This is a genomic window from Flavobacterium sp. GNP002 (assembly GCF_054343795.1).
This window is the reverse complement of record NZ_JBTGUW010000001.1, coordinates 2343823-2370162: the sequence shown is the minus strand read 5'-3', so window position 1 is coordinate 2370162 and position 26340 is coordinate 2343823. Positions and strand designations below refer to the sequence as shown.

27 protein-coding genes are annotated in these 26340 nt (G+C 33.0%); 14 read left to right on the top strand and 13 right to left on the bottom strand.

The window, feature by feature from the left end:
* Positions 1 to 5 precede the first annotated feature (5 nt).
* The 3 genes from ACXX80_RS10425 to ACXX80_RS10415 all read right to left on the bottom strand — a co-directional run bounded on the left by ACXX80_RS10425 (position 6) and on the right by ACXX80_RS10415 (position 2920).
* A complete protein-coding gene (locus tag ACXX80_RS10425) occupies positions 6 to 1400 on the bottom strand; it encodes a DUF5723 family protein (RefSeq protein ID WP_458553126.1) in 1395 nt (464 codons plus the stop codon).
* Positions 1397 to 1951, bottom strand: a complete 555-nt coding sequence (locus ACXX80_RS10420) for a hypothetical protein (RefSeq protein ID WP_458553125.1) — start codon at positions 1949 to 1951, stop codon at positions 1397 to 1399. Before ACXX80_RS10420 ends, ACXX80_RS10425 begins: the two co-directional genes overlap by 4 nt.
* 105 nt (positions 1952 to 2056) lie before the next feature.
* Entirely contained in the window at positions 2057 to 2920 is an 864-nt protein-coding gene (locus ACXX80_RS10415; protein WP_458553124.1) for a hydroxymethylglutaryl-CoA lyase, read from the bottom strand.
* 198 nt (positions 2921 to 3118) lie between these two features.
* On the opposite strand from ACXX80_RS10415, the gene ACXX80_RS10410 reads away from it, so the two are divergent.
* Together ACXX80_RS10410 and ACXX80_RS10405 are read left to right on the top strand one after the other, a co-directional pair.
* Entirely contained in the window at positions 3119 to 3730 is a 612-nt protein-coding gene (locus ACXX80_RS10410) for a hypothetical protein (RefSeq protein WP_458553123.1), read from the top strand.
* On the top strand, positions 3727 to 4437 hold the full coding sequence (locus ACXX80_RS10405; protein WP_458553122.1) for a DUF3307 domain-containing protein: 711 nt from the start codon (positions 3727 to 3729) through the stop codon (positions 4435 to 4437). Before ACXX80_RS10410 ends, ACXX80_RS10405 begins: the two co-directional genes overlap by 4 nt.
* Here the strand turns inward: ACXX80_RS10405 and ACXX80_RS10400 are convergent.
* Positions 4423 to 5442, bottom strand: a complete 1020-nt coding sequence (locus ACXX80_RS10400; protein WP_458553121.1) for a quinone-dependent dihydroorotate dehydrogenase — start codon at positions 5440 to 5442, stop codon at positions 4423 to 4425. The two genes, ACXX80_RS10405 and ACXX80_RS10400, sit on opposite strands and share 15 nt — an antisense overlap.
* 302 nt (positions 5443 to 5744) lie before the next feature.
* Between ACXX80_RS10400 and ACXX80_RS10395 the strand changes: the two genes are divergently transcribed.
* The 4 genes from ACXX80_RS10395 (at position 5745) to ACXX80_RS10380 (ending at position 9059) form a co-directional block, all read left to right on the top strand.
* Positions 5745 to 6302 carry a hypothetical protein gene (locus ACXX80_RS10395; protein WP_458553120.1) on the top strand — a complete coding sequence of 186 codons (558 nt, stop codon included), beginning with the start codon at positions 5745 to 5747 and terminating at the stop codon, positions 6300 to 6302.
* A gap of 177 nt (positions 6303 to 6479) precedes the next feature.
* Complete coding sequence (gene pepT / locus ACXX80_RS10390; protein WP_417952349.1) at positions 6480 to 7733, top strand: peptidase T; 1254 nt, start codon at positions 6480 to 6482, stop codon at positions 7731 to 7733.
* 3 nt (positions 7734 to 7736) lie between these two features.
* A complete protein-coding gene (locus ACXX80_RS10385; protein WP_458554095.1) occupies positions 7737 to 8321 on the top strand; it encodes a YdeI/OmpD-associated family protein in 585 nt (194 codons plus the stop codon).
* Positions 8322 to 8609: 288 nt separating this feature from the next.
* The gene (locus ACXX80_RS10380; protein WP_458553119.1) at positions 8610 to 9059 is read left to right on the top strand and encodes a hypothetical protein; all 450 of its coding nucleotides are present in this window, start codon (positions 8610 to 8612) and stop codon (positions 9057 to 9059) included.
* Positions 9060 to 9135: 76 nt separating this feature from the next.
* On the opposite strand, the gene yajC is transcribed toward ACXX80_RS10380, so the two are convergent.
* The 3 genes from yajC to ACXX80_RS10365 form a co-directional block, all read right to left on the bottom strand.
* Positions 9136 to 9408 (bottom strand): preprotein translocase subunit YajC, encoded by a 273-nt coding sequence (gene yajC / locus ACXX80_RS10375; protein WP_099715973.1) that lies wholly within the window; start codon positions 9406 to 9408, stop codon positions 9136 to 9138.
* 27 nt (positions 9409 to 9435) lie between these two features.
* Complete coding sequence (nusB, locus tag ACXX80_RS10370) at positions 9436 to 10347, bottom strand: transcription antitermination factor NusB (protein ID WP_458554094.1); 912 nt, start codon at positions 10345 to 10347, stop codon at positions 9436 to 9438.
* Positions 10348 to 10533: 186 nt separating this feature from the next.
* A complete protein-coding gene (locus ACXX80_RS10365) occupies positions 10534 to 11640 on the bottom strand; it encodes a Glu/Leu/Phe/Val family dehydrogenase (protein ID WP_458553118.1) in 1107 nt (368 codons plus the stop codon).
* Between the two features lie 201 nt (positions 11641 to 11841).
* On the opposite strand from ACXX80_RS10365, the gene ACXX80_RS10360 reads away from it, so the two are divergent.
* The 5 genes from ACXX80_RS10360 (at position 11842) to ACXX80_RS10340 (ending at position 16368) form a co-directional block, all read left to right on the top strand.
* Positions 11842 to 13602, top strand: a complete 1761-nt coding sequence (locus ACXX80_RS10360; protein ID WP_458553117.1) for an ABC transporter ATP-binding protein — start codon at positions 11842 to 11844, stop codon at positions 13600 to 13602.
* Positions 13603 to 13673: 71 nt separating this feature from the next.
* Positions 13674 to 14054 (top strand): PUR family DNA/RNA-binding protein, encoded by a 381-nt coding sequence (locus ACXX80_RS10355; protein WP_099715976.1) that lies wholly within the window; start codon positions 13674 to 13676, stop codon positions 14052 to 14054.
* Positions 14055 to 14145: 91 nt separating this feature from the next.
* A complete protein-coding gene (locus tag ACXX80_RS10350) occupies positions 14146 to 14970 on the top strand; it encodes an alpha/beta hydrolase (protein ID WP_458553116.1) in 825 nt (274 codons plus the stop codon).
* Positions 14971 to 14974: 4 nt separating this feature from the next.
* Positions 14975 to 15802, top strand: coding sequence for a sulfurtransferase (locus tag ACXX80_RS10345; RefSeq protein ID WP_458553115.1), 828 nt, complete (start codon positions 14975 to 14977; stop codon positions 15800 to 15802).
* 17 nt (positions 15803 to 15819) lie between these two features.
* Positions 15820 to 16368: an RBBP9/YdeN family alpha/beta hydrolase gene (locus tag ACXX80_RS10340; protein WP_458553114.1), complete on the top strand. Its 549-nt coding sequence runs from the start codon at positions 15820 to 15822 to the stop codon at positions 16366 to 16368.
* A gap of 1 nt (position 16369) precedes the next feature.
* On the opposite strand, the gene ACXX80_RS10335 is transcribed toward ACXX80_RS10340, so the two are convergent.
* Positions 16370 to 16708, bottom strand: a complete 339-nt coding sequence (locus ACXX80_RS10335; protein ID WP_417963870.1) for a tRNA-binding protein — start codon at positions 16706 to 16708, stop codon at positions 16370 to 16372.
* A gap of 144 nt (positions 16709 to 16852) precedes the next feature.
* Here ACXX80_RS10335 and ACXX80_RS10330 point away from each other — a divergent pair, with 144 nt between their 5' ends.
* Complete coding sequence (locus ACXX80_RS10330) at positions 16853 to 17731, top strand: alpha/beta fold hydrolase (RefSeq protein ID WP_458553113.1); 879 nt, start codon at positions 16853 to 16855, stop codon at positions 17729 to 17731.
* A gap of 109 nt (positions 17732 to 17840) precedes the next feature.
* On the opposite strand, the gene ACXX80_RS10325 is transcribed toward ACXX80_RS10330, so the two are convergent.
* From ACXX80_RS10325 to ACXX80_RS10305, 5 genes are all read right to left on the bottom strand, one after another.
* Positions 17841 to 18773: a peptidylprolyl isomerase gene (locus tag ACXX80_RS10325; protein ID WP_417953374.1), complete on the bottom strand. Its 933-nt coding sequence runs from the start codon at positions 18771 to 18773 to the stop codon at positions 17841 to 17843.
* Between the two features lie 142 nt (positions 18774 to 18915).
* Entirely contained in the window at positions 18916 to 19077 is a 162-nt protein-coding gene (locus ACXX80_RS10320) for a hypothetical protein (protein WP_458553112.1), read from the bottom strand.
* A 12-nt stretch (positions 19078 to 19089) separates the two neighbouring features.
* Entirely contained in the window at positions 19090 to 21606 is a 2517-nt protein-coding gene (locus ACXX80_RS10315) for a tetratricopeptide repeat protein (protein ID WP_458553111.1), read from the bottom strand.
* An 11-nt stretch (positions 21607 to 21617) separates the two neighbouring features.
* Positions 21618 to 21959, bottom strand: a complete 342-nt coding sequence (locus tag ACXX80_RS10310) for a tetratricopeptide repeat protein (protein ID WP_458553110.1) — start codon at positions 21957 to 21959, stop codon at positions 21618 to 21620.
* 630 nt (positions 21960 to 22589) lie between these two features.
* Positions 22590 to 24716, bottom strand: coding sequence for a M3 family metallopeptidase (locus tag ACXX80_RS10305; RefSeq protein WP_458553109.1), 2127 nt, complete (start codon positions 24714 to 24716; stop codon positions 22590 to 22592).
* 205 nt (positions 24717 to 24921) lie between these two features.
* Here ACXX80_RS10305 and trmD point away from each other — a divergent pair, with 205 nt between their 5' ends.
* A complete protein-coding gene (gene trmD / locus ACXX80_RS10300) occupies positions 24922 to 25599 on the top strand; it encodes a tRNA (guanosine(37)-N1)-methyltransferase TrmD (protein WP_315210131.1) in 678 nt (225 codons plus the stop codon).
* 172 nt (positions 25600 to 25771) lie between these two features.
* Entirely contained in the window at positions 25772 to 26122 is a 351-nt protein-coding gene (gene rplS, locus ACXX80_RS10295; protein ID WP_073354306.1) for a 50S ribosomal protein L19, read from the top strand.
* Positions 26123 to 26340: the final 218 nt, after the last annotated feature.

Here is a 26340-nt window from a genome sequence, read left to right as displayed (position 1 = left end):
AGTATTTATTTTTTATTGTTTTTAAAAATAACATTAAGCCCTAGCTGAAAAGACATGCTATTGGCTTTAGTTACATCCTTATATTCCAGAAGATTATCGGCAAGAACATAGAAATTAATCGGTCCAAACATACTGGACAATCCCAATCCTATATTTTTATAGGAATAGGAATCTATGGTATAAGTCGCTTTCATTTGCAACGAATTGAAAATTTTTCTTCTGTAATAAGTCGTAAAAGCAACTAAAGGCGTTCTTGGGGTAGACATTACAAATAATTGAGCCCCCACAGCACTTTTATAAATAGTTTCAGGATCATAATTAAGACAATTACAATCTTCGGAAACTTCTTCTTCGAATGAAAATTGAATGGAAGAGTTGAATTTTGTAGGTCGCCAAGTAGTGTAATCGGCATACAAGGTATCCAAAGGAACAGCATCCTTAAATTCTTGATATCCATTTTCTGCTGAATTTCCAGAACTGAATTTGGGAATAACTCCTTCGTATTTATAACTACCTTTAAAAGTCAAACTTTCTACTTCTTTAGTATGTTTTATAAAACCAAAATCAATAACACTTGCTGTTAATTGAATATTTTTCTTTGGATAATAAGTCAAACCAGCATCAAATCCCAAACCTAAATTACCTCCTAAAAAAGCTCTTTTAGTAATATCTTTTATCACATTTGGGTCATAATCTTCATCATCATATTTAGCAATCCCTGATGTGTTGAATTGCAAATCCGAATAAATCATTTGTTCATAAACCCCTTGTGTAGAAGGAATGGTGTAAATATATCCTGAATTATTAGTGGAATTGACATTATAAATACTGGAATAGATCTTTCCTCGCGCTCCTAGAATTAATTTTTCATTTACCTTTTTATGAAATCCCAGATGAAAAACTGAAAGCACTTCTGCTTTTATATTCAAATCTCCTAAATTGAATACTTTACCCAAATAATCTCTATTTCCGTCTAAGACCAAAATTGCAATATCTTTAGGAACATAGCTAATAAAATCAAATTCTTGGTACATCCCAAAAGAAATATAGGAATCTCCTTGATCTCCAGCTATTTTAAAACCGCCATTAAATAATTCTATTTGTTCGTTTAGGGCTACTCTATCTTTTCGTGTTGTGGATAATACTACATTTCGCAATTTTACATTAAAATCGACTCCGTTATCCGCAAATAAATCATATGCCGAAAATCCACTCGAACCAACATTTGCAGAAATACCAGACAATAAAGGAATCCCAAAATACCAATTGTACTTCACATCAGAGCCTGGATTTGTCAACAAGGACTGTGGCACTGAAGTGAAATTATATAAAATTTGTTTGTTTTGTGAAAAGGAACCTATTGTTAGAAATAGAACAAAAATTAAAAATATTTTTCTCATTCTACTATAAAATAAGCGGTTACTCCTGAACGTAGTTTTAAACTTCCCACGCTACTTTCGCTTAATGGCGGTCCAGCAAACATGGTAATCGTAAATGTAATTTTAGATGTTCTTTTTAATAAATCCAGAGTAGCATTTTGAAACATTTCGGTTTTAGTAACTATATTTTCTGCACCAGAGTAAGCAGGTACAATAAGATATGTGGAATGAACAGGCTGATTATTTCTATCCAGAAATACTAGATCCATTCTGTAGCGTCTATTTATAGTATTGTTAATTTCAAAAAAAAGATCAACCTTATTTAACTTTTCCGTGAAAAATTTTTCATTGAAAACATCAACAGTTGGCGCATCAAAAATTACGTTTTGTTCTACTCCTCCAGTTACAAACTGATTGGCCTGAACATCAAAATAAGCTAAATTTGATATAATTACTGGTTCTAATTTTATATCATTTACTTGATTATAATCTAAATCACTTGCGCATGAAGACGAAAATAAGATCAGAATTAGTACACTTAAGATTCTATGGATGGTCCGTAGTTTCATCATAATTAGTCTATTAAAAGTAAATTGGGGAACTGTATAACTAACGTATCATTCATAAACTTATTATTTCAAGATATAGAGTTCAACTACAAGTATCATTTTTTAATTTTAATGAAATTCACCAAACAATTTAGAGGCCTCATTGTAAGCACTTTCAAAACTCATAGGGCTCATCTCTGTTTTTTCTTTTTGAGACGTAAAATAAGATAATAGTTTCTCTGTAGGCATATTACCCGTTAAATCATCTGTTGCCATTGGACATCCGCCAAAACCTTGAATAGCTCCATCAAAACGACGACAACCTGCTTTATAAGCTGCATCGATTTTCTCAAACCATTTATCAGGTGTTGTATGAAGATGCGCGCCAAATTCTATTTTGGGGTATTTTGGAATTAAATTCGAAAACAAATACGAAATAACATCTGGTGTTGAACTTCCTACCGTATCCGAAAGTGATAGGATTTTGACTCCCATCAATGCTAATTTTTCAGTCCATTCGCCTACAATTTCTACACTCCAAGGATCACCGTAAGGATTACCAAATCCCATCGAAAGATAGGCTACAACTTCCTTATTTGTACTATCGGCAATTTCAAGAATTTCTTGTAACGTAATTAATGATTCAGCAATCGTTTTATGGGTATTCCTCATTTGGAAATTCTCAGAAATCGAAAATGGAAATCCTAAATACTGTATTTCAGAATGATTTGAAGCTAGAGTTGCTCCTTGAGTATTAGCAATAATTGCCAATAATTTGCTTTTGGTTTGAGATAAATCAAGTTGTGCCAGAACCTCAGCGGTATCCTGCATTTGCGGAATCGCTTTTGGCGAAACAAAGCTACCAAAATCTATAGTATCAAAACCCACACGCAATAAAGACTGAATATAAGTCACTTTTCTTGCCGTAGGAATAAATGGCTTTATGCCTTGCATGGCATCACGTGGACATTCTATAATTTTTATTGGCTCCATAGAAAGCCAAAGATAGAAAAACAATTAAGATTTTTAAATTATGATTTTTAAATTTTCTAAAATTGATATTATTACCTATTTTGGTAATAAATTAAAATATTACGTAATTTGGTAATAACAAATATTATTACGTAATTTGGTAATAATTTGATTTTAACCTTTTAAAATTAAACTTGATTTTTTAATTATATTTGAATTATGATAAGTATCATCACAGGAGACATTATTAACTCGAGAAAACTACCTTCTACAATATGGATTGACGGTTTGAAAGAACTATTGAATACCAAAGGTAAAAACCCGAGTGAATGGGAAATTTATCGAGGAGACGAATTCCAGATAGAAATTATAAATCCCGAAGAAGCCCTGCTTACAGCTTTGCAAATTAAGGCTTATCTAAAAACACTAAAACTCGACGCGAGAATGAGTATTGGTTTTGGAGATAAAACCTATTTCGCAGCAACAATTTCTGAAAGTAATGGAACTGCGTTCGTTCGTTCGGGAGAGCTTTTTGAAACTTTAAAAAAACTAAAAACGACCTTAGCTATTAATTCCGGTAATAGCGATTTAGATACTGAAATAAATTTAATGCTTCGTTTAGGGCTGACCTTTATGGATAGTTGGCTAGTACAATCGGCTGAATTTGTTTTGGTATCCATAGCAAACGAATCGCTTTCTCAAGAAGAAATAGGTTTTAAACTTGGCATAAATCAAGCCGCAGTAAGTCGCAGACGAAAACGAGCGCAGTTTGATTTGGTATTGGAATTAGATAATCATTTCAGAAAAAAAATTAAAACCCTAAGTGTATGATTATTTTTGTAAAACTATTATTGGCACATTTACTTGGTGATTTTTTGTTACAGCCTACATCTTGGGTTTTAGACAAAGAAAACAGGAAACACAAAAGCATTTATCTTTATATCCATACACTCCTTCATTTTATTCTGGCTTGGATTTTAGTTGGCGGAACCGATTTTATTTGGTTTGCAGTTGTGCTGGCGGTAACGCATGGAGGAATTGATTTTTTGAAATTACATTTTCAAAAAAATAAAACAAAACGCAACTGGTTTGTAATTGACCAACTGTTGCATCTTATTGTAATCATGGGAATTACACTATTTTACAATAACGAAAGCATTAATTTTACAGCATTCGACAACCAATTTTGGATCTTTGCAACTGGAATACTTTTATTGACAAAACCTACATCGATACTTATAAAAAATATCATTTCGATTTGGACTCCTGAAAACAAAACAAGTGACGATTCCTTATCGAATGCTGGAAATTACATTGGAATATTAGAACGTTTATTTGTTTTTTATTTTGTCGTAAGTGCCAATTTTGAAGCCATTGGTTTTTTATTGGCTGCAAAATCTATTTTCCGATTTGGAGATTTAAAAGAAGCCAAAGACCGAAAACTTACTGAATATGTTCTTATTGGAACCTTATTGAGCTTTGGCATTGCTTTATTGACAGGGATTTTAGTGAAATATGGAGTATTACAATCTTTCTAAAATCTTTTTGTTTATGGCTTTCACCAAAGCCGGACCTTCATAGATAAAACCGGTGTACAACTGAATTAAACTTGCTCCTGCGTCTAATTTTTCTAGTGCATCTTCTGCAGAATGGATTCCTCCTACTCCAATAATTGGGAAGGCTTTATTACTTTTTTCAGATAAAAATCGGATGACTTCAGTAGAACGTTTTGTCAATGGTTTTCCAGATAATCCACCTATTTCTGTTTTATTTTCAGATTGCAATCCTTCACGAGAAATCGTGGTATTAGTCGCAATAACTCCTGCAATTTTAGTTTCCCTGATAATATCGATAATATCCAATAATTGCTCATCAGTCAAATCAGGAGCGATTTTTAAGAGTATAGGCTTTTGCTTTGGCCTTGCCAAATTCTTATTTTGTAATGTTTGTAACAATTGTGTCAACGGTTCTTTGTCTTGTAACGCTCGAAGATTTGGCGTGTTTGGAGAACTTACATTCACCACAAAATAATCAACATAATCATACAAAGCATCAAAACAAAACTCATAATCTGAAGTCGCTTCTTCGTTTGGTGTCAACTTATTTTTACCAATGTTTCCACCTATTAGAACGTCTTTATTTTGTTTCAAACGTTCTACCGCTTCTTGAACTCCGCCGTTATTGAAACCCATTCTATTAATAATTGCGCTGTCTTCTTTCAGACGAAACAATCGTTTTTTAGGATTTCCATCCTGACCTTTTGGAGTTATCGTTCCTATTTCGATAAAACCAAAACCAAAATTAGATAATTCTTTATATAACTTAGCGTCCTTATCAAACCCGGCAGCAAGTCCAACAGGATTTCTAAATTTTAAACCAAAAACCTCAGTCTCTAATCGTGTATCTTTTACTTCGTAAAGCAATCTAAAAAGGGCAGTAAAACCTGGAATTTTGGACAAAAATCGAATTAATGAAAAAGTAAAATAATGAACTTTTTCCGGATCAAACAAAAATAGAAATGGACGAATGAATACTTTATACATGGTTGTAGTGTTGTTGGTGCAAAAATAGAACTATCTAATCGATAATTAAATATTTCGAAAAAAAATTATTCATCACATTTGATTTGGCTGTAGCCAAAGAAGAAATAACAGAAATAAACAGTAGTTAAATAAAGCACAAAACCTCCTCAACAATAAATTTCAATGAATTAATTATCAATTATTTAAAATTAAAAGTTGTCATTTAAAATTTCTCAGCATCGAATAAGAAATGATTTTTCTTATCTTGTACTTAAATAAATCACTGCTAAACATAAACTTTTATCAACTTAAAACACATAATCATGAATATAAAATTACTTTTCACGGTAGTATTGCTATCTAGTTTTCAACTTTTCTTTGCGCAAGACACAAAAACTGATACAATAAAATTAGCCACAAAAACTATCATAACTACGGCTACAACAATTAAAGACACCATAAAAATTGCTCCAGTAGTTGCAGCAAAATTAGCAACTAATGAAGAAAAAGAGGCATTAAAAAAAGAAGCTAAAGTTCTTAAGGACAAAATAAAATCAGAAAAAAAAGCGCTAAGAGAAGCTAATAAAATAGAAAAAGAGGAAAAAGCTTTTGAAAAAAAACAAAAAGCTTTTGACAAACGACAAGACAAAATTCTTTCGAGTGAAAAATCAATTAGTAAGATAAAAACAAAAATTTCAAATGAAGAAAGAAATTTAATCAAACTCAAAGAAAAATTTGAACAAAAAAAATCAAAAGGAAAGCTTACTTCTACTGAAATTGAAAAAGAAAATATCAAAATCAGTAAGCGACAAATAAAAATAAATAAGCTTGAAGGAGATCTAGATAAAGCAGAAGAAAAGCTACATAAAATGAGAGATTAAATTGAACCGCCTTCGGGTGGTTTTTTTATATAAAAAAAATTATTTCACTACAAAAAAAGTATTGTTTATTGAGGTTCAAACAATTCAATTATTATTTTTAATTTGCAAGATTTTGTAACTGCTTAACTTCAAAATGCTCCTCAAAAAATGTTTATATTTGCATTAAAACAAATTAAAATGCAACATATAATTGACCGTTTCATCAGTTACGTAACTATTGATACTGAATCTGACCACAAATCAGAAAGTACACCAAGTACAGCAAAACAATGGGATTTAGCCAATAAATTGGTTGAAGAACTTAAAGCAATTGGATTGCAAGACGTGACAATTGATGAGAAAGCATACATCATGGCAACTCTGCCAAGTAATGTAACTCATGAAGTCCCTGTAATTGGTTTTATTTCTCACTTTGATACTTCACCTGATTTTACCGGAGCCAATGTAAAACCTCAAATTGTATCGAACTATGATGGTAAAGACATTGTATTAAATGCAGATAAAAATATTATTCTTTCTCCAAGTTATTTCAAAGATTTATTGCTTTACAAAGGGCAAACTTTGATTACTACTGACGGAACAACACTGCTAGGTGCCGATGACAAAGCCGGAATCACGGAGATTGTTACTGCAATGGAATTCCTTATCAACAATCCTGAAATCAAACACGGAAAAATCAGAATCGGTTTTACACCAGATGAAGAAATTGGTCGTGGTGCGCACCATTTTGATGTAGAGAAATTTGGAGCGGATTGGGCATATACAATGGATGGCAGCCAAATAGGCGAATTGGAATATGAAAATTTCAATGCGGCTGGCGCCAAAATCACTTTCAAAGGTAAAAGCGTGCACCCAGGCTATGCCAAAGGAAAAATGATCAATTCTATGTTGATTGCCAATGATTTTATTAATGAACTGCCCGCTGGAGAAACTCCTGAGGAAACTAAAGGATATGAAGGATTCTTTCACGTACATCATTTGAATGGAAGTATTGAAGAAACCGTTCTAGAATTAATCATTCGCGACCACAACAAGAAAAAGTTTGAAAAGCGCAAAGAACTAATCGAGAAGATTGCTCGAAAAATCAATAAGAAGTTTGCTAAACAATTTGGTGAAGATATTGTTATCACGGAGATTAAAGATCAATATTACAATATGAAAGAAAAGGTTCTGCCTGTGAAACATATTGTGGATATTGCTGAAAAAGCGATGAAAGAAATAGGAATTAAACCGCTTATAAAACCTATTCGTGGTGGAACTGACGGTTCTCAATTATCCTATAAAGGATTGCCTTGCCCAAATATTTTTGCTGGTGGACACAATTTTCATGGGAAATATGAATATGTGCCTGTAGAAAGCATGCAAAAAGCAGTTGAAGTAATTGTCAAAATAGCGGAATTAACAGCTACAGAAGATTCATCTAAAAAATAATCTATTGGAATCCTCAAAAACAACTCATTCCTGGAGAAAAACAACAGTTGGCCAGAAGAATTAGAACTTCTAAAATCAATTATTGGCAAAACAGAACTCGTGGAAACAACCAAATGGGGCGGTATTGTTTATGTCTTGAATGGTAAAAACGTACTCGGAATTGGAGGATTCAAAAATTACTTTGCCATTTGGTTTTTCAACGGAGTTTTATTGCAAGATAAAAAAAAGGCGTTAGTCAATGCACAGGAAGGCGTTACCAAATCATTGCGACAATGGCGTTTTTCATCGAAAGAAGAAGTCAATGAAGCTGCAGTTTTAGAGTATATTAATGAAGCGATTGCCAATGAGAAACAAGGAAAGAATAGTAAGCCACAGAAAAAAGAACCTATCGTTTCTGAACTTTTTCAAAAAGAATTAGATACAGATACTAATTTAGCAGAAGCTTTTCTAAAATTCTCTCCTTACAAACAATATGAATTCTTAGAGTATATTGAAACTGCTAAGCGGGAAGAGACCAAACTTTCCCGGATTGAAAAAATCAAACCGATGATAAAAGAAAGCATTGGTTTAAATGATAAGTACCGATAAAATTAAGTCCCAATTCTGAAGCTCAGAGTTGGGACTTTTTTTATTCAAAATCATATTAGAATATCTCATTGTTCTCCCATAATCATTCATACAATCTCTTTCCTATACAAAAGAAAATACTTGTTTGTGCATTATTTGCTACAAATTAGAATGAATTATAAAAATCATTCTGAAAAACTTAACATTGACAAGTCTATTAAATCACTATATTTACTTACAATCACATAACTATTTAATAACACAAGAACAACTATTCGTTTAATTGCATAAAAACTAATACTATAAATTATGATACCAAAGAAAGAAGCGGAGACAGATCCCGTATCTCCAGCAAAACCTGAAATTGATAAGCCTATTAGAGCTCCTAGGACAAAAGTTATTAAACCTATAGCGGAACCCGTTGAAATTATAGCTCCTGCCATTGAAGAAGAAATAACGGAAATCATAGAGATTTCGACTATTAGTCTAGAGGATAGTGATAATAGTGATGTTTCAAATCAGAAAAAAAGTAAAAACGAGATTAAAAAGAAAGTAAAGATGAAAGATAAAGACAAGAAAAAGGCTAAAAAAGCCGACGCAAAAGAGAAAGCAAAGCAAAAAGCAAAAGCAAAAGCTAAAAAGGCTAAAAAAGCCAAAAAAGATAAAGCTAAAAAAGCAAAAGTCAAATCAAAGATAAAAGCTAAAAAAGCTAAAGCAAAATCAAAAAAAGCAAAGAAGAATAAAAAGAATAAAAAATAAGACTTTTATTTTTTGTCAAAAAAAAGTCCCAATCCGAATAATCGGTTGGGACTTTTTTAATTTATTAAAATGAGAATTATTTTTTGTTCAATACTGCACTCATTTCCATAGAAATAGCAGAACGCTCCATTTTCAATTTTCCTGACATCGTTTCAACAACTACTGTTGTATCAGCTAACTCAGAAACTTTTCCGTGAAGACCACTTTTTGTGATGATTTTATCACCTACTTTCAAGCTGCTTTCAAATTCTTTTTCATTTTTCGCTCTTTTCTGTTGTGGTCTGATCATGAAGAAATAGATTACCACAAACATTAATAAAAACGGTGCAAATTGAGTTAATTGTTCCATAATTTAAATTCTTTTTTTATTGATTAATTACATTAAACCACGACCAGCTTTGATAATTCTTTTACTAGCTTCCAGTTCTTTTACTAAATTGTCTAAAATTCCGTTGATAAAAATACTACTTTTTGGCGTAGAATATTCTTTGGCAACCTCTAAATACTCGTTAAGAGTTACTTTTACAGGAATGGATGGGAATTTCAAAAATTCACAGATTGCCATTTTCAGGATAATCGTATCAATTTCGGCAATTCTTTCAGTATCCCAGTTTGGTGTTTTATCAAGGTATTCTTTGGCTAATTCCGTTTCGTTTAAAACTGTCTTTCTAAACAAATCTTTAACAAAATCCTTGTCTTCATTGTCTTTATACAATTTTGGAACTCTGAAATTATCATCTTCGCCAGATTTAATCGCTTTCAATTGCTTGATAATATGCGTATTCACTAATGGAATATCGTCAACCCAAGTTAACTTATCATCCTCTAAATATTCATATAATTTCTCGTTTGGAACAATTACATCCATGAATAAATCAACAATAAATTTTCTGTCTTCTTCAAATGTATTTACTGAATTACTCATGTAATCCGCATACAATTTACTTGCTTTTACATCATTCAGAAGCAATAAAATATAATCGTCGTTTAAAGACCAATTATTAATTTTACGGTTTTCCAGCGCAATGCTTAATGAATTGTTTTCGGCAAGAATTTGAAAAATTTTGTTTTTGATGAACTTTTCGTTGGGTTTACGTTCCTCAGGAGTTGCAAGATGTTTCAAACTTGATTTATGCAAAAAGACAGTCTCTGTTTTACAAATTTCAATCAAGGAAGAAAGCATTATAAGGTATAAATCTTGAATATTATCGATACTGTAAAAAAGGAATTTTTCTTCTTTTTCCAAACTATCTGAACCGCTTTGATGCATTGCATAAATGGACTGCATAACTTTAACGCGAATGTGTCTTCTATTTACCACCTTGTAAGAACTTTTATTAATTAGTCTGCAAAAATAAGTATTTCATTTTTTAAAATAAAATATATAATCGCTTATTTTAAAGTTTTCAATCAGCAGCATTCAGTGAACGGATATTATTTGTTCACTGAATACTGATAACTGAGCACTTTTTTTTTACTTTTTGCTGTTTTCTATTTTTCTTTGATTGATGCGATTTTGAGCAATAGTCAAAGCAGCATGATGCGTTGTCATCTTGTTCGCAATAGCAAAATCAAATATCTCTAATGTTGTGTTATAAATGTTTTCTGTTTTACGCATGATTTCCGCTTTGTCATAATGCGCTAATTCAGCATATACATTGATAATTCCACCTGCATTAATCAAGAAATCCGGAGCATAAAGAATGCCTCTTTCCTGTAGAATTGCACCGTGAACATTCTCATCAGCTAATTGATTATTAGCAGCACCAGCAATTACTTTTGCTTTAATTTTATAAACTGTATTGTCATTTAGCGTTGCTCCCATGGCGCAAGGCGCATAAATATCAACATCTGCACTGTATAAATCTTCTCCTCTGAAAATTTCTGCATTATACTTCGCTCCCACTTCATACAATCTATCTTCATTGATATCCGAAATTGTTACTATTGCTCCTTCTTTTGTCAAATAATCAACTAAAGTTTCACCTACGTGACCAATTCCTTGAACCAATACTTTCTTACCACTCAAAACATCAGAACCAAATTGTTGTTTTGCAGCCGCTTTCATTCCTAAATACACTCCGTAAGCCGTAACAGGTGATGGATTTCCAGAACCTCCTCTTGATTCAGAAATTCCGGTAACATAAGGTGTTACATCTCTAACGATATCCATATCTGCGGTTTCCATTCCTACATCTTCAGCAGTTATGTATCTTCCGCTTAAAGAATGTACAAATTCACCAAACTTACGCATCAAACCAGGCGTTTTTTGCGTTTTAGCATCTCCAATAATCACTGCTTTTCCTCCTCCAATATTCAATCCTGTGATAGCAGCCTTATAAGTCATACCGCGAGAAAGGCGCAATACATCGTTTAATGCTTCCCATTCGTTTGCATAATTAAACATTCGAGTACCACCCAAAGCAGGGCCCATAACCGAATTATGAATACCAATAATTGCTTTTAAACCTGTATCTTTGTCGTTGCAAAATACAATTTGTTCGTGATCATCAAATGACAATTGACCAAAAACGGGATCCATTTTTTGAAGTTCCTTTCCAGTTGTGAAAGCTGCATTCATAGTGTAAGTTTTTATAGTGATAAATTACGAATTCGTCAAAAAGACAATCCAAATTTAAACAAAAAACAAATATGTATTAATTTTTTGTTTAAAAATTATCAAATCAATAATTTAATTCGATAAATAACTTATCACTAAAATTATTAAAAAGTAAAATTATTTTAAAAAATAAAATCATTTCAACATAGAATATCATAAAAAATGAAAGAATTACGTTATTTAAATAAATATTTCGTCAAATACAAATACAGTTTCTTACTAGGAATTATTTTTACCATCATTGCACAAATATTCATGCTTTTCACTCCTAAGTTGATTAGCAAATCATTCAAGGTCATTGAGGCTTTCGCCAAAGATAAAACAGTAGCCAAATCAGTTATTCACGAAGAATTAATTTCGAATATCCTTTTGATTATTGCCACTACAATTATTGCAGGGTTTCTTACTTTCTTGATGAGACAAACCTTAATTGTGATGTCGCGTCACATAGAATTTGATTTAAAAAACGAAGTATTCCGTCAATATGAGAATCTTTCGCAAAACTTCTACAAGCAAAATCGTACTGGAGATTTAATGAACCGAATCAGTGAGGACGTTTCAAAAGTAAGAATGTATGTGGGACCAGCGGTGATGTATACCATAAATACCGTAATTCGTTTTGCTATAGTAATTGTCTATATGTATAATGTATCGCCAATATTGACTTTATACACATTACTTCCTTTACCAATTTTATCGTACGCCATTTTTAAGCTGAGTTCCGAAATCAATGTAAGAAGTACTATTTTCCAACAATATCTATCTAAAGTTTCCAGTTTTTCGCAAGAAATCTTTTCGGGAATCCGTGTGATAAAAGCGTATTCATTGGAAGACCAACATCAAAATAACATGGTGAGTTTGGCCAATGAAAGCAAAAGTAAAAGCTTGAATTTGGCTAAAGTGCAATCACTCTTTGGACCGTTAATGTTGGCGCTGATAGGAATTAGTAACTTAGTGGTGATTTATTTTGGAGGTTTAATGTACATCGATGGAACCATCAAAAGCATTGGAACCATTGCTGAATTTATTTTGTATGTGAATATGCTGACTTGGCCGGTAGCCTCTTTAGGTTGGGTTTCGTCTATGGTTCAAGAGGCCGAAGCTTCTCAAAAACGACTCAACGAATTCCTTAAAATTGAACCGGAGATAAAAAATAAAAACGAAAATAAATCAGTGATTGAAGGTTCTATATCTTTCGAAAATGTTAGCTATACTTACGAAGACACAAATATCAAAGCGTTACAAAATATTTCATTCACTGTAAAAAAAGGAGAAACATTAGCTATACTAGGGAAAACAGGATCTGGAAAATCTACCATTTTATCCTTAATTTCCAGAATGTATGATGTAACCGATGGAAAAATAACCATTGACGGAAGCGAAATAAGTAACGTTAATCTTTTTGATTTGCGAAACAGCATTGGTATCGTTCCGCAAGATGCGTTCTTATTTTCAGACAGCATCAAGAATAACATTATGTTTGGCAAAGAGAATGCGACCATGCAAGAAGTGGAAGCTGCAGCTAAAAGCGCCGTTGTTCATGATAACATCATGGGCTTTAACAAGCAATACGAAACGATTCTTGGCGAAAGAGGAATTACACTTTCCGGAGGTCAAAAACAAAGAGTTTCTATTGCCAGAGCAATTATTAAGAATCCTCCTATTTTACTTTTTGACGATTGTTTATCGGCAGTAGATACAGAAACCGAAGAAACGATATTAAATAACTTGTATGAAATTTGCAAAGACAAAACAACAATAATTGTAAGCCACCGTGTGTCATCTGCTAAAAATGCAGATAGAATTATCATCATAGAAAAGGGTGAAATTATACAACAAGGTTCTCATAATCAATTGATAAATCAAGAAGGCTATTATGCCGCTTTGTATTTGAAACAACTTTCAGAAAAAGAAATGCTATAATTGTTGGATAATACATATATTTTTTAGATTTTTGGATACTACTTAACAACCATAAATTGATAGAAAGGATTATGAGAGAACATGACATGTTAGAAAAAGAAGAGATATTTTCTAAAGTTTTAAGAGCTGGAAGAAGAACTTATTTCTTTGATGTGAGAGCGACAAAAGCAGATGATTATTACATTACCATTACCGAAAGCAAAAAATTTACTGAAGAAGATGGATCATTCCATTTTAAAAAACATAAAATCTATTTATACAAAGAAGATTTTGCTGCTTTTGCAGAAATTCTTGGCGAAATGACTTCTTATGTTTTGAACCACAAAGGCGAAGAAGTAATCTCAGAAAGACACCAAAAAGATTTCAAAAAAGAATATGCATCTGAGAAATCAGATGACGAAATCATACCACAAACATCAACGTTCACTGATATTGAATTTGATGATATTTAATTTTTAGTTCCCTACTTACAAAAGGAAAAAGTCCAAAAGTCAATTGATTTTTGGACTTTTTTTGGTACATTTAAAAAATAAATGATGCCAAATGAAAAACGTTTCTCTTTTCGTATTGTTATTCTTTTTTGGAGCTAATATTTCAGCCCAAAAATTAGAATATGTAATACAAACCAATCTTCCCTACTACACAGAAGCCATCATTAAATCCGATTCATACATAAAAGAAAGGTGTGTATTAGATGTATATTACCCAAAAAATAGTTCTGGATTTGCAACCGTGATTTGGTTTCATGGTGGTGGATTAACTGGCGGAAATAAGGAACTTCCTGAAGAGCTAAAAAACCAAGGAATTGCAGTTATTTCAGTCAATTATCGTTTGGGCCCAAAAGTCATTTCTCCAAAATATATTGAGGATGCAGCAGCCGCTGTAGCTTGGGTTTTTAAAAACATCCCTTCATTTGGTGGAGATGAATCTTTGATTTTTGTGTCAGGTCATTCCGCAGGCGGATACCTGGCAAGCATGGTGGGTTTAGATAAGAAATGGCTGAACACTCAAGGAATCGATGCCAATAAAATAGCCGGTCTTATTCCTTTTAGCGGACAGGCGATTACCCATTTTTTAGTTCGAAAAGAACGTGGTATCCCAGATACACAGCCCGTAATAGATGAGTTAGCACCACTTTTTCACGTTCGTGCAGATGCTCCTCCTTTATTACTAATAACAGGAGATCGTGAATTAGAAATGTTAGGCCGTTATGAAGAAAATGCTTATTTGATGCGCATGATGAAAATTGCTGGACACAAAAACACTAAACTATATGAATTAGACGGATTTGGTCACAACATGACAGCACCTGCTTTCCCTTTATTACTTAACGAAGTTCGCAGAATTACCAATGAAAAGAAACACTAAAACAATGACAGAACCAATAGTAAGTGTCGCATGGCTTCAAGCAAATCTTAAAGATCCAAGCTTAATAATCCTCGATGCCAGTTTAAAAGAGAATCAATCTAATTTAAAAACGGACTTAGAAAATATCCAAATTAAAGGCGCCCGATATTTTGATATAAAACACACCTTCAGCGATACAACTAATTCTTCTTTACCTAACACGCTCCCAAGTACCAATCAATTCGAAATAGAAGCTAAAAAACTAGGGATTAACAAGGACAGTACAATTGTAGTTTATGACAACTTGGGTATTTATTCGAGTCCAAGAGCTTGGTGGTTGTTTAAAATAATGGGACATCAAAATGTTGCTGTTTTAGATGGTGGATTACCTGAATGGATAAAACAAGACTATCCTATTGAAGAAATAACGGAAAATCCAATCTACACCGTGGGGAATTTCAAAGCCGAATTCAACCCGGAATTAGTAAAAAGTAAAGAACAAATTTTAGAGAATATACAAACCAAAGACGCTATTCTGATTGATGCCCGTGCAGAAAACCGATTCAAAGGAATTGGCGATGAGCCCAGACCTGGATTACGAAGCGGTCATATTCCCGGTTCTATAAATATGCCGTACACACAACTTTTACAAAATGGAAAATTTTTACCAAAAGAAGAATTAGCCACAATCTTAAAAATCACCGACAAACCTCTAATATTCACCTGCGGTTCAGGAGTTACAGCCTGTATTGATTTAATTGCATATGAATTGATAGGTAAAAATCCTAAATCAGTCTACGATGGTTCATGGACAGAATGGGGACAACTGGAAAATCTCCCAATAGAAAAATAGTCTAATTTTTTTACAATATGGAAGCAAAATTATTAATCCTAACAGGACTTGGAGATTCTGGAGAAAAACATTGGCAAAGTTATTGGTTGCGAAAATTTGAAAATTCAACTAAGCTTATTCAAGACAATTGGGAGGAACCTCAACTTAAAAATTGGCTTACAAATCTCAATGAAACAATCCAAAAATTAAACACTCCAACTGTTTTAGTTGCGCATAGTTTAGCGGTTTCAATGGTTATACATTGGGCTTCTGCCAATAGTAATCAGAATATCATAGGCGCTTTACTCGTTGCTCCTGCCGATGTTGACTCAACTGAACATACTCCCGAAGTAACTTGGAACTTTGGCCCTATTCCAAAATCGAAAATCAACTTCCCTTCGATAGTCATAAGCAGTGAAAACGACCCGTACATCTCAATTGAAAGAGCCGAATATCTTGCTAAAAAATGGGGAAGTGATTTTATCAACATAGGTCAAAAAGGACATATCAATTCGGAATCTAATTTAGAATATTGGGAAGAAGGACAGTTCATTTTGCAACAATTACTAAATAAAAGGAATTCCTAGTTTACCCAATTCGCAATCCATTTTCTATTTTAAAATCAGGAGTCAGTAAAATCACATCGCCTTCCTCTCCTACTGCTCCCAATACCAAGCACTCGCTCATGAATTTTCCGATTTGTTTTTTAGGAAAATTGACTACGGCAACCATTTGTCGGTTGAGTAAATCTTCTTTTTGGTAACGTTTCGTTATTTGTGCTGATGTTTTTCGAATTCCAATTTCAGAACCAAAATCAATCGTCAATTGATAAGCTGGTTTTCTAGCTTCAGGGAAATCATTGACTTCCAGAATAGTTCCTACACGCATTTCCACTCTTTCAAATTCAGTCCAGGTAAGGTTTTCCATAATTAGTTTTATTAAATAAAGTATTGAATAACAAACCTATAAATTTTACAAGTATTTACACTAATTCTGTAATACTATTTTCAGTTCATGCACCTAATTTTACAAAAGAGGAATATTAAATTCATCTTTTAAATAGTAACTATTATGGAAATGAATCAGAAAAACAGCAGCGAATCGAGAAAGGGAAATAATGCTGGATTAGACATATTTATTGAAACTGCACCAAATGTCAAATTATATGTTAAAGATTATGGCGAAGGAAAACCTGTAATTCTTATTCATGGATGGCCACTATCTAACGAAATGTGGGAGTACCAAATTGATACTTTAGTTCAAAATAATTATAGAGTAATTGCTTATGACCGTCGTGGTTTTGGTAAATCGTCACAACCTTGGGATGGCTATGATTATGACACTTTAGCAGATGACTTAAAGGCTATTATTGAGCAATTAGATTTAAAAGAAGCCACGCTTGTTGGATTTTCAATGGGTGGCGGAGAAGTGGTTCGTTATTTCAGTCGTCATGGTGGAAAAGGAATTTCAAAAGCGGTTCTTATCGCTTCAATTACACCATTTCAACTGCAAACGGACTCAAATCCAAATGGTGTTCCCCAAGAAAAGTATGATGGTATGGCAACGCTAATCAAAGAAGACCGAATTGGTTTTCTGGATAATTTTGGAAAAACATTTTTTGGAGTGAGCTTTATCAGCAAACCTATTAGTACTCCTTTACTGGACTATTACAGAATGCTGTGTTCTTTTGCATCACCACGTGCCACTTTAGAATGTGCTAAATCATTTTCTACAACCGATTTTCGTCATGAAATGGCTTCCGTAAATGTTCCTACATTAATTATTCATGGAGATGAAGATAAAACGGTTCCTATGCAAATCACTTCAGAAATAGCAGCAAAATTAATACCGGACAATAAATTTATTGTTTATGAGGGAGCTCCTCACGGGTTATTTTACATTGAAAAAGATAAATTAAATAAAGATTTGATTGAATTTCTAAATTCATAAATTCGAATCTAACAGAATTTATAAGTCGCAATTTATGTATTGCAAAAAAAATCCCAAAACTTTCGTTTTGGGATTTTTAAATTTTATAAATTATAAAAATAGTTCTAGACTATTTAACATCCATTAATTCTACGTCAAAAATCAAAGTAGCATTTGGTGGAATTGCTCCTCCAGCACCACGAGATCCGTAACCTAAATGAGATGGAATCACGAAACGTGCTTTGTCACCTACACGCAACAAGGCAATACCTTCGTCCCAACCTTCAATTACATTTCCTCTTCCTAATGGAAATTCAATTGGTTTTTTACGAGGATATGAACTATCAAAGACTTTTCCGTCAGGAAGTTGTCCTGTATAATGTACAGAAACTGTTTTTCCGTTCTCTGCTTTTTTACCTTCACCTCTTTGGATGAATTGGTAACGCAAACCGCTTTCTGTTTTTTCAAAACCAGCAGCCAGTTTTTCCATAGCTGCTTCAGCATCTGCTCTTAAAGCAGCATCACGCTTGTTGCGAGCTCCTTTGAAATTGATAAAAGCTTCAATTGCATTCCAGTTTTTAGCTTCTTCTCCTACTCTAACAATCTCTAAAGACTCCAAAACATCCCCTTGAGCAACAGCATCAACAACATCTTGACCTTCTACCACATGACCAAAAACAGTATGTTTGTTATCCAACCATTCTGTAGGAATATGTGTAATGTAGAATTGAGAACCGTTTGTTCCAGGTCCTGAATTAGCCATTGCCAAAACTCCCGGACGATCGTGTTTCAAACTAGGATGAAATTCATCATCAAATTTATACCCTGGATCTCCAGTTCCTGTTCCTTGTGGACAACCACCTTGAATCATGAAATCAGGAATTACTCTGTGGAATTTTAATCCGTCATAAAATTTAACCCCTTGTGGTTTCACTTTATTCTCTAAATTTCCTTCTGCCAATCCTACGAAATTCCCCACTGTACCAGGAGTCAAATCGTGTGTTAGTTTTACTAAAATAGCACCTTTTGTGGTGTTGAATTTAGCATATATTCCGTTTTCCATTTTTTTTAATTTTTATTGAAAGGCAAATTTACGAAATTAATTTTAAAAAGGGAATTGGGAGATTGGTTGATTTAGTTATTTGAAAAAAAGAGCTCTAGTGAATAAGGGCTCTATTCATCCAATAGTTATGCTTCCTTGAAATTTATTTATTTTTCGCTCCTAGTACCACTGCTAGTACAATTGACGCCAATGCTGTTAAACCAATTCCAACTCCATTTAAAATTTTATCAATAGTGTCTTTTTTTCCTTTTTCGTAAGCATTTTTACTTCCTCCATATTCTTTTCTATAATTTCCTTTTGCCATCACTCTTGTAATTTAATATTTCCCTGTTTTTTTTACCCCCTCTAATTGATTAGCCCTTTCCTCTGAAATAGCCAATCTGTTTGCCATCCTGTTTAATATTTTTCTTTCTTTTTCAGTGATTTCACCATCGTTTAACAACTCTTGATACTCTTCTAAATATTCTTTTTCATTTTCATTCAAATCTCCTATTGAGAACAATCTGTTTTCTAACTCGGCGGCTCTATCCTTTGAAATTCCCTTTCTTTCTCTGAATCTTTCTAAAATTGACCTTTCTTTTTCATCTATTATGCCATCATCCTCCAACATAAATTTTACTTCTTCAATATATTCATCTTCAACATCAGACAAGGCTTCTGAAATAACTATTGTTGCCTCTGAACGAATAAGATCTTCTGTTAAATTCTCGATTGATTCAAATTCAATTTCGATTTCCCATTGAATAGATTCGCTTTGGCTAAATGTTTTTTCTACAAGTTCCTCTATATTATTATTTCTTTCCGTGGTCTTACCGCCACCTATATTAACCATTTTGAAACCAATATCACCACCAATAAAAGTTTTAAAAGCTTCTTTCAAACTTGTTTCTTCTTTTTCGGAAATAGAATAACTACTCTTTGAACTCAAAACATCATGATGATGCAATATATTCCCTGTGGTTCTTTGTTGATATAATCTTTGCCAAGAAGGCTCATTTGCAAGCCAAATCAAATCAGAAGGCAAATAAGGTTTTTTGGTTGGATTAAATATTTGCGTTCTCGAATATGCGGTTTGAGCATCTTCTCGCATACCTTGACTGTTATTGTTACTTTTGTCATAAGTGTCGCCATCTTTCTTATTTCCATTTACCCCAAAACCTTTAAAACCAACCGAACCTTCTATTGACTTTTGATTGTCTCCATGTGATAAGAAACTAATTATGTTAGCAAGACTGCTTTCACTTCCCTTAGCAACCTTTATAGTCATTGCTTTTGCTCCCAAACATTGGATAAAATATGAAAACTCCTCAAATTTATCTCTAAACAGAGTCACCTCATAGTTTAAATACGGCATATAAATGTCCTTAATAAAAGGGTGTCCTATATACAATTCTTCTTTAAGTGGATGTCCCAATGGGAATTTAACATTTGAAGGCAGATTCTTTTTGTCTAACACTACAAAAACATCAGATGTGGCTGTTTTGTCATCATCAACAACCACCCACTTTCTTTGTGTATAGGGTAACTCTACAAATTGATTATTATATCCATCAATTAATCTTTGAAGTTTTTTATTTACTCCTATTTTATCTACATTGTCATCGCAATAATGATATGCTTTTTTATAATTGTCTATTGCTTCTTTGATATTGCCCAATTTGATATACAAATCGGCTTTTTTAGTGTAAAATTTCCATAAATTAGAATTGTCTTCAATTAATTCAACTGTAATATTATCTAATTCTTGAATTGCTCTGCTATATTCCTTTTTCAATATAAAAGCATCACATAAAATATCATGAATATAGACATAAAAGCGTGCTGCATTTTTATCGAACTCATCACAAATACGTATAATTTGATTAGCATAATCTTCAATTTTACTTTCGTCTTCGGGTCTACTGCCTAATTTATCAATTTCGGAACAAGTATAAAAAAACCAATAACGTTCGGAAATTGTTCTATCTTGTATATTATCTTTTGCATTTCCTTTGTTGCTACAAATCTCTGCATAATTTGGATCTATCTCAATTGCTTTTGTATAATCTGCAAAAACTCCCTGGTGATCTTTTAAACCTATTTTTGCAATTCCTCTATTCCAATAAGCCAAAGCGTCTTTGGGATTTAACTCTATTGCTTTTGTACTATCGGCTATTGCTTCCTTATATTCTTGTTGCATCGCCTTTTCAAAACCTCTGCTGCAATAAGCATTTGCATAATTTGGATCTATCTCAATTACTTTTGTATAATCGTCTATTGCTCCTTTATAGTCTTTTAAATATATTTTTGCAAACCCACGGTTGTCATAAGCAATTGTATAATTTGGGTCTATCTCAACTGCTTTTGTATAATCATCTATTGCTCCATTATAGTTTTTTAAATATATTTTTGCATACCCTCGGCTTTCATAAGCTTCTGCAAAATCAGGGTCTATCTCAATTGCTTTTGTGCAATCAGCTAATGCTCCTTTATAGTCTTTTAAGTATATTTTTGCAAACCCACGGTTGTTATACGAATTTGCACAATTAGGATTTATCTCAATTGTTTTTGTGCAATCAGCTATTGCTCCTCGATAGTTTTTTAATTCTATTTTTGCATATCCTCGTTTGAAATAAGCCATTTCTGCTTTTGGGTCTATCTCAATTACTTTTGTATAATCAACTATTGCTCCTTGATAATCTTTTATTGTTGATTTTGCAGATCCTCTGCCGTAATAAGCCAAAAAATTACTTGAATCTACCTCAATTGATTTTGTATAATCAGCTATTGCCCCTTTGTGGTCTCCTGATTTATTTTTTTCATCTCCCTTGACTCTATATTCTCTTGTTGTCATTTTTGTTTGTTTTATTGATTTCTTAAACAATATTTATTGAATAATTCTTCAGCACCTTTATGTCCTAAGTCTGATGCTTTCTTAAAATCTTTACAAGCCTCGTCTCTTTTCCAACAATCTAAATATTCCAGTCCTCTTTCTAAATAATTATCAATATTATCTTTGTCTTTTTTAATAGCTTCTAAAAACCGTTCTATTGCTATTTCATGTTTTTCTAATCTATCTTTTGCTTTTTCCATTAAAGAAATAGCATCTTTTGAATTTGGAACCTGTTTAAAAGACTCAATTGCTTCTTCAAATTGTCCAAAAAGCAATTCAACTCTTCCTTTTAAAATATACTCTTCTTCTTTCATTTTTATTTATGTTTTTAAAATATTTCAAACTCTACAACGCCGGTGCGTGTTTTCCTTTATTTGAACCACTGGGATGACGATGGCAAGAACTACCTGTTAGGCTTGAAATAGAGGAAGAAGAAGTTCCACAATATTTACAACTGTACTGAGGTTTTTCACTTCCTTCATATAGTTTGTGTTTTCCTTTGTTTGATCCTAGTGGATGGCGATAACAAGAACTTCCTGTTAAACTTGAAATGCTAGAACTTTTAGTACCGCAGTACTCACAATGAAAATTTGACATATGTTTAATTTTTAGTTTTTTTAATAGAACTACATGTTTAAAATAATAACAGTGATTCATTTTAAACAAATTATACAACATGAACCACTAGATCCATTTTTTATTATGTAAACCTATCCAAAAATAGTCTAAAAACCCCACAAACAATCGTTTATTTTATAAATACCTTTCTCACTAATCCAGATAATTAAAACCTCCTAATTCCACAAAAACTCTAGCCCAGATTGAAACGGCATCCTTTTCTTGCTTTGTTTAAGCAAGGAAAGATAGAGTGTAAAGCTGGAAATAGCTCCAAAAAAAATGACATCCTTACGAATGTCATTTTAGTTATTTATATCAAAATTTTATTATTTTACTAACAAACCCGCGTTTCTCAAATACGGTTCTATTTGCATGTCATGTCCAATAAAATCTTTAAAGGCTTTGTTTAAATCGACACTATTACCCACTGATAAAATGTACTTCCTAAAACGTTCACAATTGGCTTTTGTCATACCACCATTGGCCTGCATCCAATCGAAAGCATTATAATCTAATGTTTTTGACCACGTATAGGCATAGTATCCTGCTGAATACCCTCCGCCCCAAATGTGGGCAAAATAAGGCGTGTGGTACCTCGTTGGAACTTCATTTACCAACAAGCCGTATTTTTGCAACGCTTCTTTTTCGAAAACTAAAGTAGGTTTGAAATCGGATTCCTTTTCGACACTATGCCAAGCCATATCCAGTGTTGCCGCTGCTAAAAGTTCCGTAACAACATATCCTTTATTGAAGGTATCCGCTTTTTTGATTTTATCAATTAACTCCTGAGGAATAGCTTGTTTGGTTTGATAATGTATCGCATAATTTTTTAAAACTAAAGGATCCAATGCCGCATGCTCATTGATTTGGGAAGGAAACTCTACATAATCACGCGGAACGGATGTCCCAGAAAGCGTTACATACTGCTGGTTTGCAAACAATCCGTGCAAAGTATGTCCAAACTCATGAAAAAGCGTGGTTACATCATCAAAACTAATTAAAGATGGATTTCCTCCGGCTGGTTTTGAAAAATTATAGACATTGACAATAACTGGCTTTTGTTTTAAATGATGCGACTGATTCACAAAATTACTCATCCAAGCACCACCGTTTTTATTGTCTCTTGTGTAGAAATCTAAATAATATATTGCAATTGATTTTCCGTCATTATCATATACTTCATACACTTTTACATCTGGATGATAGACCGGTAAATCATTCCTTTCTTTAAATGTGATTCCATACATTTGTTGTGCTGCGAAAAATACTCCTTTTTCTAAAACAGTACCAATTTCGAAATACGGTTTTATTTGGCTTTCATCTAAATCATATTTTGCTTTACGCACTTGCTCTGAATAAAAGTTCCAATCCCAAGGCTCTAATTTAAATCCTCCGTTTTGTGAATCAATCAAATCTTGAATTTCTTTGGCTTCAACTTTTGCTTTTACAACTGCCGGACCTGCAATCTTTGCTAATAAATCCATCGCTGGTGCCGGTGATTGCGCCATTTGATCTTGTAATTTCCATTCTGCAAAACTTTTCTTACCCATTAAATTTGCTTTTTGCAAACGTAATCTTGCCATTCGCTCTATTACTTCACGAGTATCGCCATCATCATTTTTTTCGGCACGATTCCAAGACGCTTTGTATATCTTTTCTCTGGTAGCTCTGTTAGTAAGACTTTGCAATAATGGTTGCTGAGTCGTGTTTAACAATCCTATTAAATACTTTCCGTCTTGACCTGATTCAGTAGCTTTTGCCTTTGCTACCGCAATTTCATCAGCACTTAAACCTGCTAAATCATTTACGTTATCAAATAAAACCGCTCCATTTTTTCTGGCTATTAGCAGTTTATTATTAAATGAAGTGCTAAGACTTGCGAGCTCTTCATTGATTTTTTTCATTTTATCTTTATCGGCAACTGACAAATTTGCTCCGGCTAATTCAAATTGTTGCAAATAATATTGTGTCAATTTTTTGTCTTCACCTTTTAAAGCAGCAATATTCAACGCTTTGAATCGATTGTACAACTTACTATTCAAATAGATTTTATCATTGTGAGCTGAAAAAATTGGAGCGTATTCCTCATCAATCGCTTGCAATACTGGGTTAGTATTAGCCCCCGATAAATTATAAAAAATACCCGTTGCTCTGCCTAAGTCTACGCCACTGGTTTCTAATGCCAATACCGTATTTTGAAAAGTAGGTTTAGCTGGATTGTTTGCAATCTTTTCAATTTCCTGATCGTGAATTTTTAAACCATATTCAAAAGCAGGTTTAAAATGTTCGTCTTTAATTAAATCAAAAGTCGGCGCTTGATACTGCAACGTACTTTTTTGTAAAAGAGGATTCGTCATCTTAACAGATTTGTTTTGTGCATAGAGTGTTTCAGTTTGGAAAGAAGCAACTAAAAACAAGGAACTAGCAACGATTATTTTCGAAAAAATTCGCATAATTAAGTGATTTATTTTTAAGATATAAAAGTAGTTGAAAAAAGTTTAGTATTAAATATTGCTTTGAAGAATTAATTCCTACAAGAAGCAGCGGCCGTTACGCTAAAATTTAAAATGTTTCTAAAAAAAGCTTAATAGTTGATTTGGTTATCTGAAAACCTTTGCAACTTTGTACCTTTGCAACTTCAAACTAAGATTCAAAATTATGCGCATCGATATTGTTACCGTTCTCCCTGAATTATTGCGAAGTCCGTTTGAGGCTTCGATTATGAAACGCGCTATTGACAAAGGTTTAGTAGAAGTTCATTTTCATAATTTACGGGATTATACGACCAACAGACAGAAAAGCGTGGATGATTATCCTTATGGCGGTGGTGCTGGAATGGTAATGACAGTTCAACCTATTGACGCCTGTATTTCCCATTTAAAAAGTCAAAGAACCTACGACGAAATCATTTATATGTCGCCGGACGGGGAAACCCTGAACCAAAAAATGGCGAACACGATGTCGATGTATGAAAATATTATTATCCTTTGCGGACATTATAAAGGTGTAGATCAACGTGTACGCGATCATTTTATTACCAAAGAAATCTCTATTGGTGATTATGTTTTGTCTGGTGGAGAATTAGGTGCTTTGGTACTATCAGATGCATTAATCCGATTGATTCCGGGAGTTTTAAGTGATGAAACCTCAGCTTTGACGGATAGTTTTCAGGATGGATTATTGTCGGGACCTATTTACACTCGCCCTGCGGATTACAACGGATGGAAAGTTCCAGAGGTTTTAACCAGCGGAAATTTTGCCAAAATTGACAAATGGCGCGAAGATATGGCATATGAACACACGAAGAATAGAAGACCCGATTTACTGGAGGATTAAAAATTTGTTTAAAGTTTAAGGTTTAAAGTTGGTATTCAAGAACTTCTAAACTTTAAACAAGAAAAACTTTAAACTTTAAACTTTTTTATCTACTTTTGCACCCACATTAGTTCAACCTCTGGCGAGATCCGTGAATGTTGATTTAATACAAACCATAATTAAAAAAATTATCATGGCAGATTTAATGAAATTCGTTCAAGACGAATTCGTAACAAGAAAAGAATTCCCAGTTTTTGCAGCTGGAGACACTATTACCGTTTACTACGAAATTAGAGAGGGTGAAAAAACTAGAACACAGTTTTTCAAAGGAGTTGTTATCCAAAGAAGAGGTTCTGCTAACACAGAAACTTTTACTATTCGTAAAATGTCAGGTGCTATTGGAGTTGAGCGTATCTTCCCAGTAAATCTTCCTGCTTTGCAAAAAATTGAAATCAATAAGAAAGGTGCTGTACGTAGAGCTAGAATTTTCTACTTCAGAGAACTTACTGGTAAAAAAGCTAAAATTAAAGATAAAAGAAGATAGTCTACTGTCTCTTTATTATAAAAGTCCTAACACTGTTGGGACTTTTTTTTGTTTACTATTTTCCTTATATATTCCTAATTTAGGATTAATGAACCCCTAAAACTAACAATATATGAATAACAAGTTAGTAATCTTAAAATTCGTATTTTTCTACATAAAATCCACCTTCTATTACATCTGATTTTCATATATTTGTCCGCCTTATTTTAAGTGAAATA

Coding starts and splice junctions, on each gene's coding strand:
- ACXX80_RS10425 (WP_458553126.1), bottom strand. CDS start 1,400: ATGAGAAAAATATTTTTAATTTTTGTTCTATTTCTAACAATAGGTTCC.
- ACXX80_RS10420 (WP_458553125.1), bottom strand. CDS start 1,951: ATGATGAAACTACGGACCATCCATAGAATCTTAAGTGTACTAATTCTG.
- ACXX80_RS10415 (WP_458553124.1), bottom strand. CDS start 2,920: ATGGAGCCAATAAAAATTATAGAATGTCCACGTGATGCCATGCAAGGC.
- ACXX80_RS10410 (WP_458553123.1), top strand. CDS start 3,119: ATGATAAGTATCATCACAGGAGACATTATTAACTCGAGAAAACTACCT.
- ACXX80_RS10405 (WP_458553122.1), top strand. CDS start 3,727: ATGATTATTTTTGTAAAACTATTATTGGCACATTTACTTGGTGATTTT.
- ACXX80_RS10400 (WP_458553121.1), bottom strand. CDS start 5,442: ATGTATAAAGTATTCATTCGTCCATTTCTATTTTTGTTTGATCCGGAA.
- ACXX80_RS10395 (WP_458553120.1), top strand. CDS start 5,745: ATGAATATAAAATTACTTTTCACGGTAGTATTGCTATCTAGTTTTCAA.
- pepT (WP_417952349.1), top strand. CDS start 6,480: ATGCAACATATAATTGACCGTTTCATCAGTTACGTAACTATTGATACT.
- ACXX80_RS10380 (WP_458553119.1), top strand. CDS start 8,610: ATGATACCAAAGAAAGAAGCGGAGACAGATCCCGTATCTCCAGCAAAA.
- yajC (WP_099715973.1), bottom strand. CDS start 9,408: ATGGAACAATTAACTCAATTTGCACCGTTTTTATTAATGTTTGTGGTA.
- nusB (WP_458554094.1), bottom strand. CDS start 10,347: ATGCAGTCCATTTATGCAATGCATCAAAGCGGTTCAGATAGTTTGGAA.
- ACXX80_RS10365 (WP_458553118.1), bottom strand. CDS start 11,640: ATGAATGCAGCTTTCACAACTGGAAAGGAACTTCAAAAAATGGATCCC.
- ACXX80_RS10360 (WP_458553117.1), top strand. CDS start 11,842: ATGAAAGAATTACGTTATTTAAATAAATATTTCGTCAAATACAAATAC.
- ACXX80_RS10355 (WP_099715976.1), top strand. CDS start 13,674: ATGAGAGAACATGACATGTTAGAAAAAGAAGAGATATTTTCTAAAGTT.
- ACXX80_RS10350 (WP_458553116.1), top strand. CDS start 14,146: ATGAAAAACGTTTCTCTTTTCGTATTGTTATTCTTTTTTGGAGCTAAT.
- ACXX80_RS10345 (WP_458553115.1), top strand. CDS start 14,975: ATGACAGAACCAATAGTAAGTGTCGCATGGCTTCAAGCAAATCTTAAA.
- ACXX80_RS10340 (WP_458553114.1), top strand. CDS start 15,820: ATGGAAGCAAAATTATTAATCCTAACAGGACTTGGAGATTCTGGAGAA.
- ACXX80_RS10335 (WP_417963870.1), bottom strand. CDS start 16,708: ATGGAAAACCTTACCTGGACTGAATTTGAAAGAGTGGAAATGCGTGTA.
- ACXX80_RS10330 (WP_458553113.1), top strand. CDS start 16,853: ATGGAAATGAATCAGAAAAACAGCAGCGAATCGAGAAAGGGAAATAAT.
- ACXX80_RS10325 (WP_417953374.1), bottom strand. CDS start 18,773: ATGGAAAACGGAATATATGCTAAATTCAACACCACAAAAGGTGCTATT.
- ACXX80_RS10320 (WP_458553112.1), bottom strand. CDS start 19,077: ATGGCAAAAGGAAATTATAGAAAAGAATATGGAGGAAGTAAAAATGCT.
- ACXX80_RS10315 (WP_458553111.1), bottom strand. CDS start 21,606: ATGACAACAAGAGAATATAGAGTCAAGGGAGATGAAAAAAATAAATCA.
- ACXX80_RS10310 (WP_458553110.1), bottom strand. CDS start 21,959: ATGAAAGAAGAAGAGTATATTTTAAAAGGAAGAGTTGAATTGCTTTTT.
- ACXX80_RS10305 (WP_458553109.1), bottom strand. CDS start 24,716: ATGCGAATTTTTTCGAAAATAATCGTTGCTAGTTCCTTGTTTTTAGTT.
- trmD (WP_315210131.1), top strand. CDS start 24,922: ATGCGCATCGATATTGTTACCGTTCTCCCTGAATTATTGCGAAGTCCG.
- rplS (WP_073354306.1), top strand. CDS start 25,772: ATGGCAGATTTAATGAAATTCGTTCAAGACGAATTCGTAACAAGAAAA.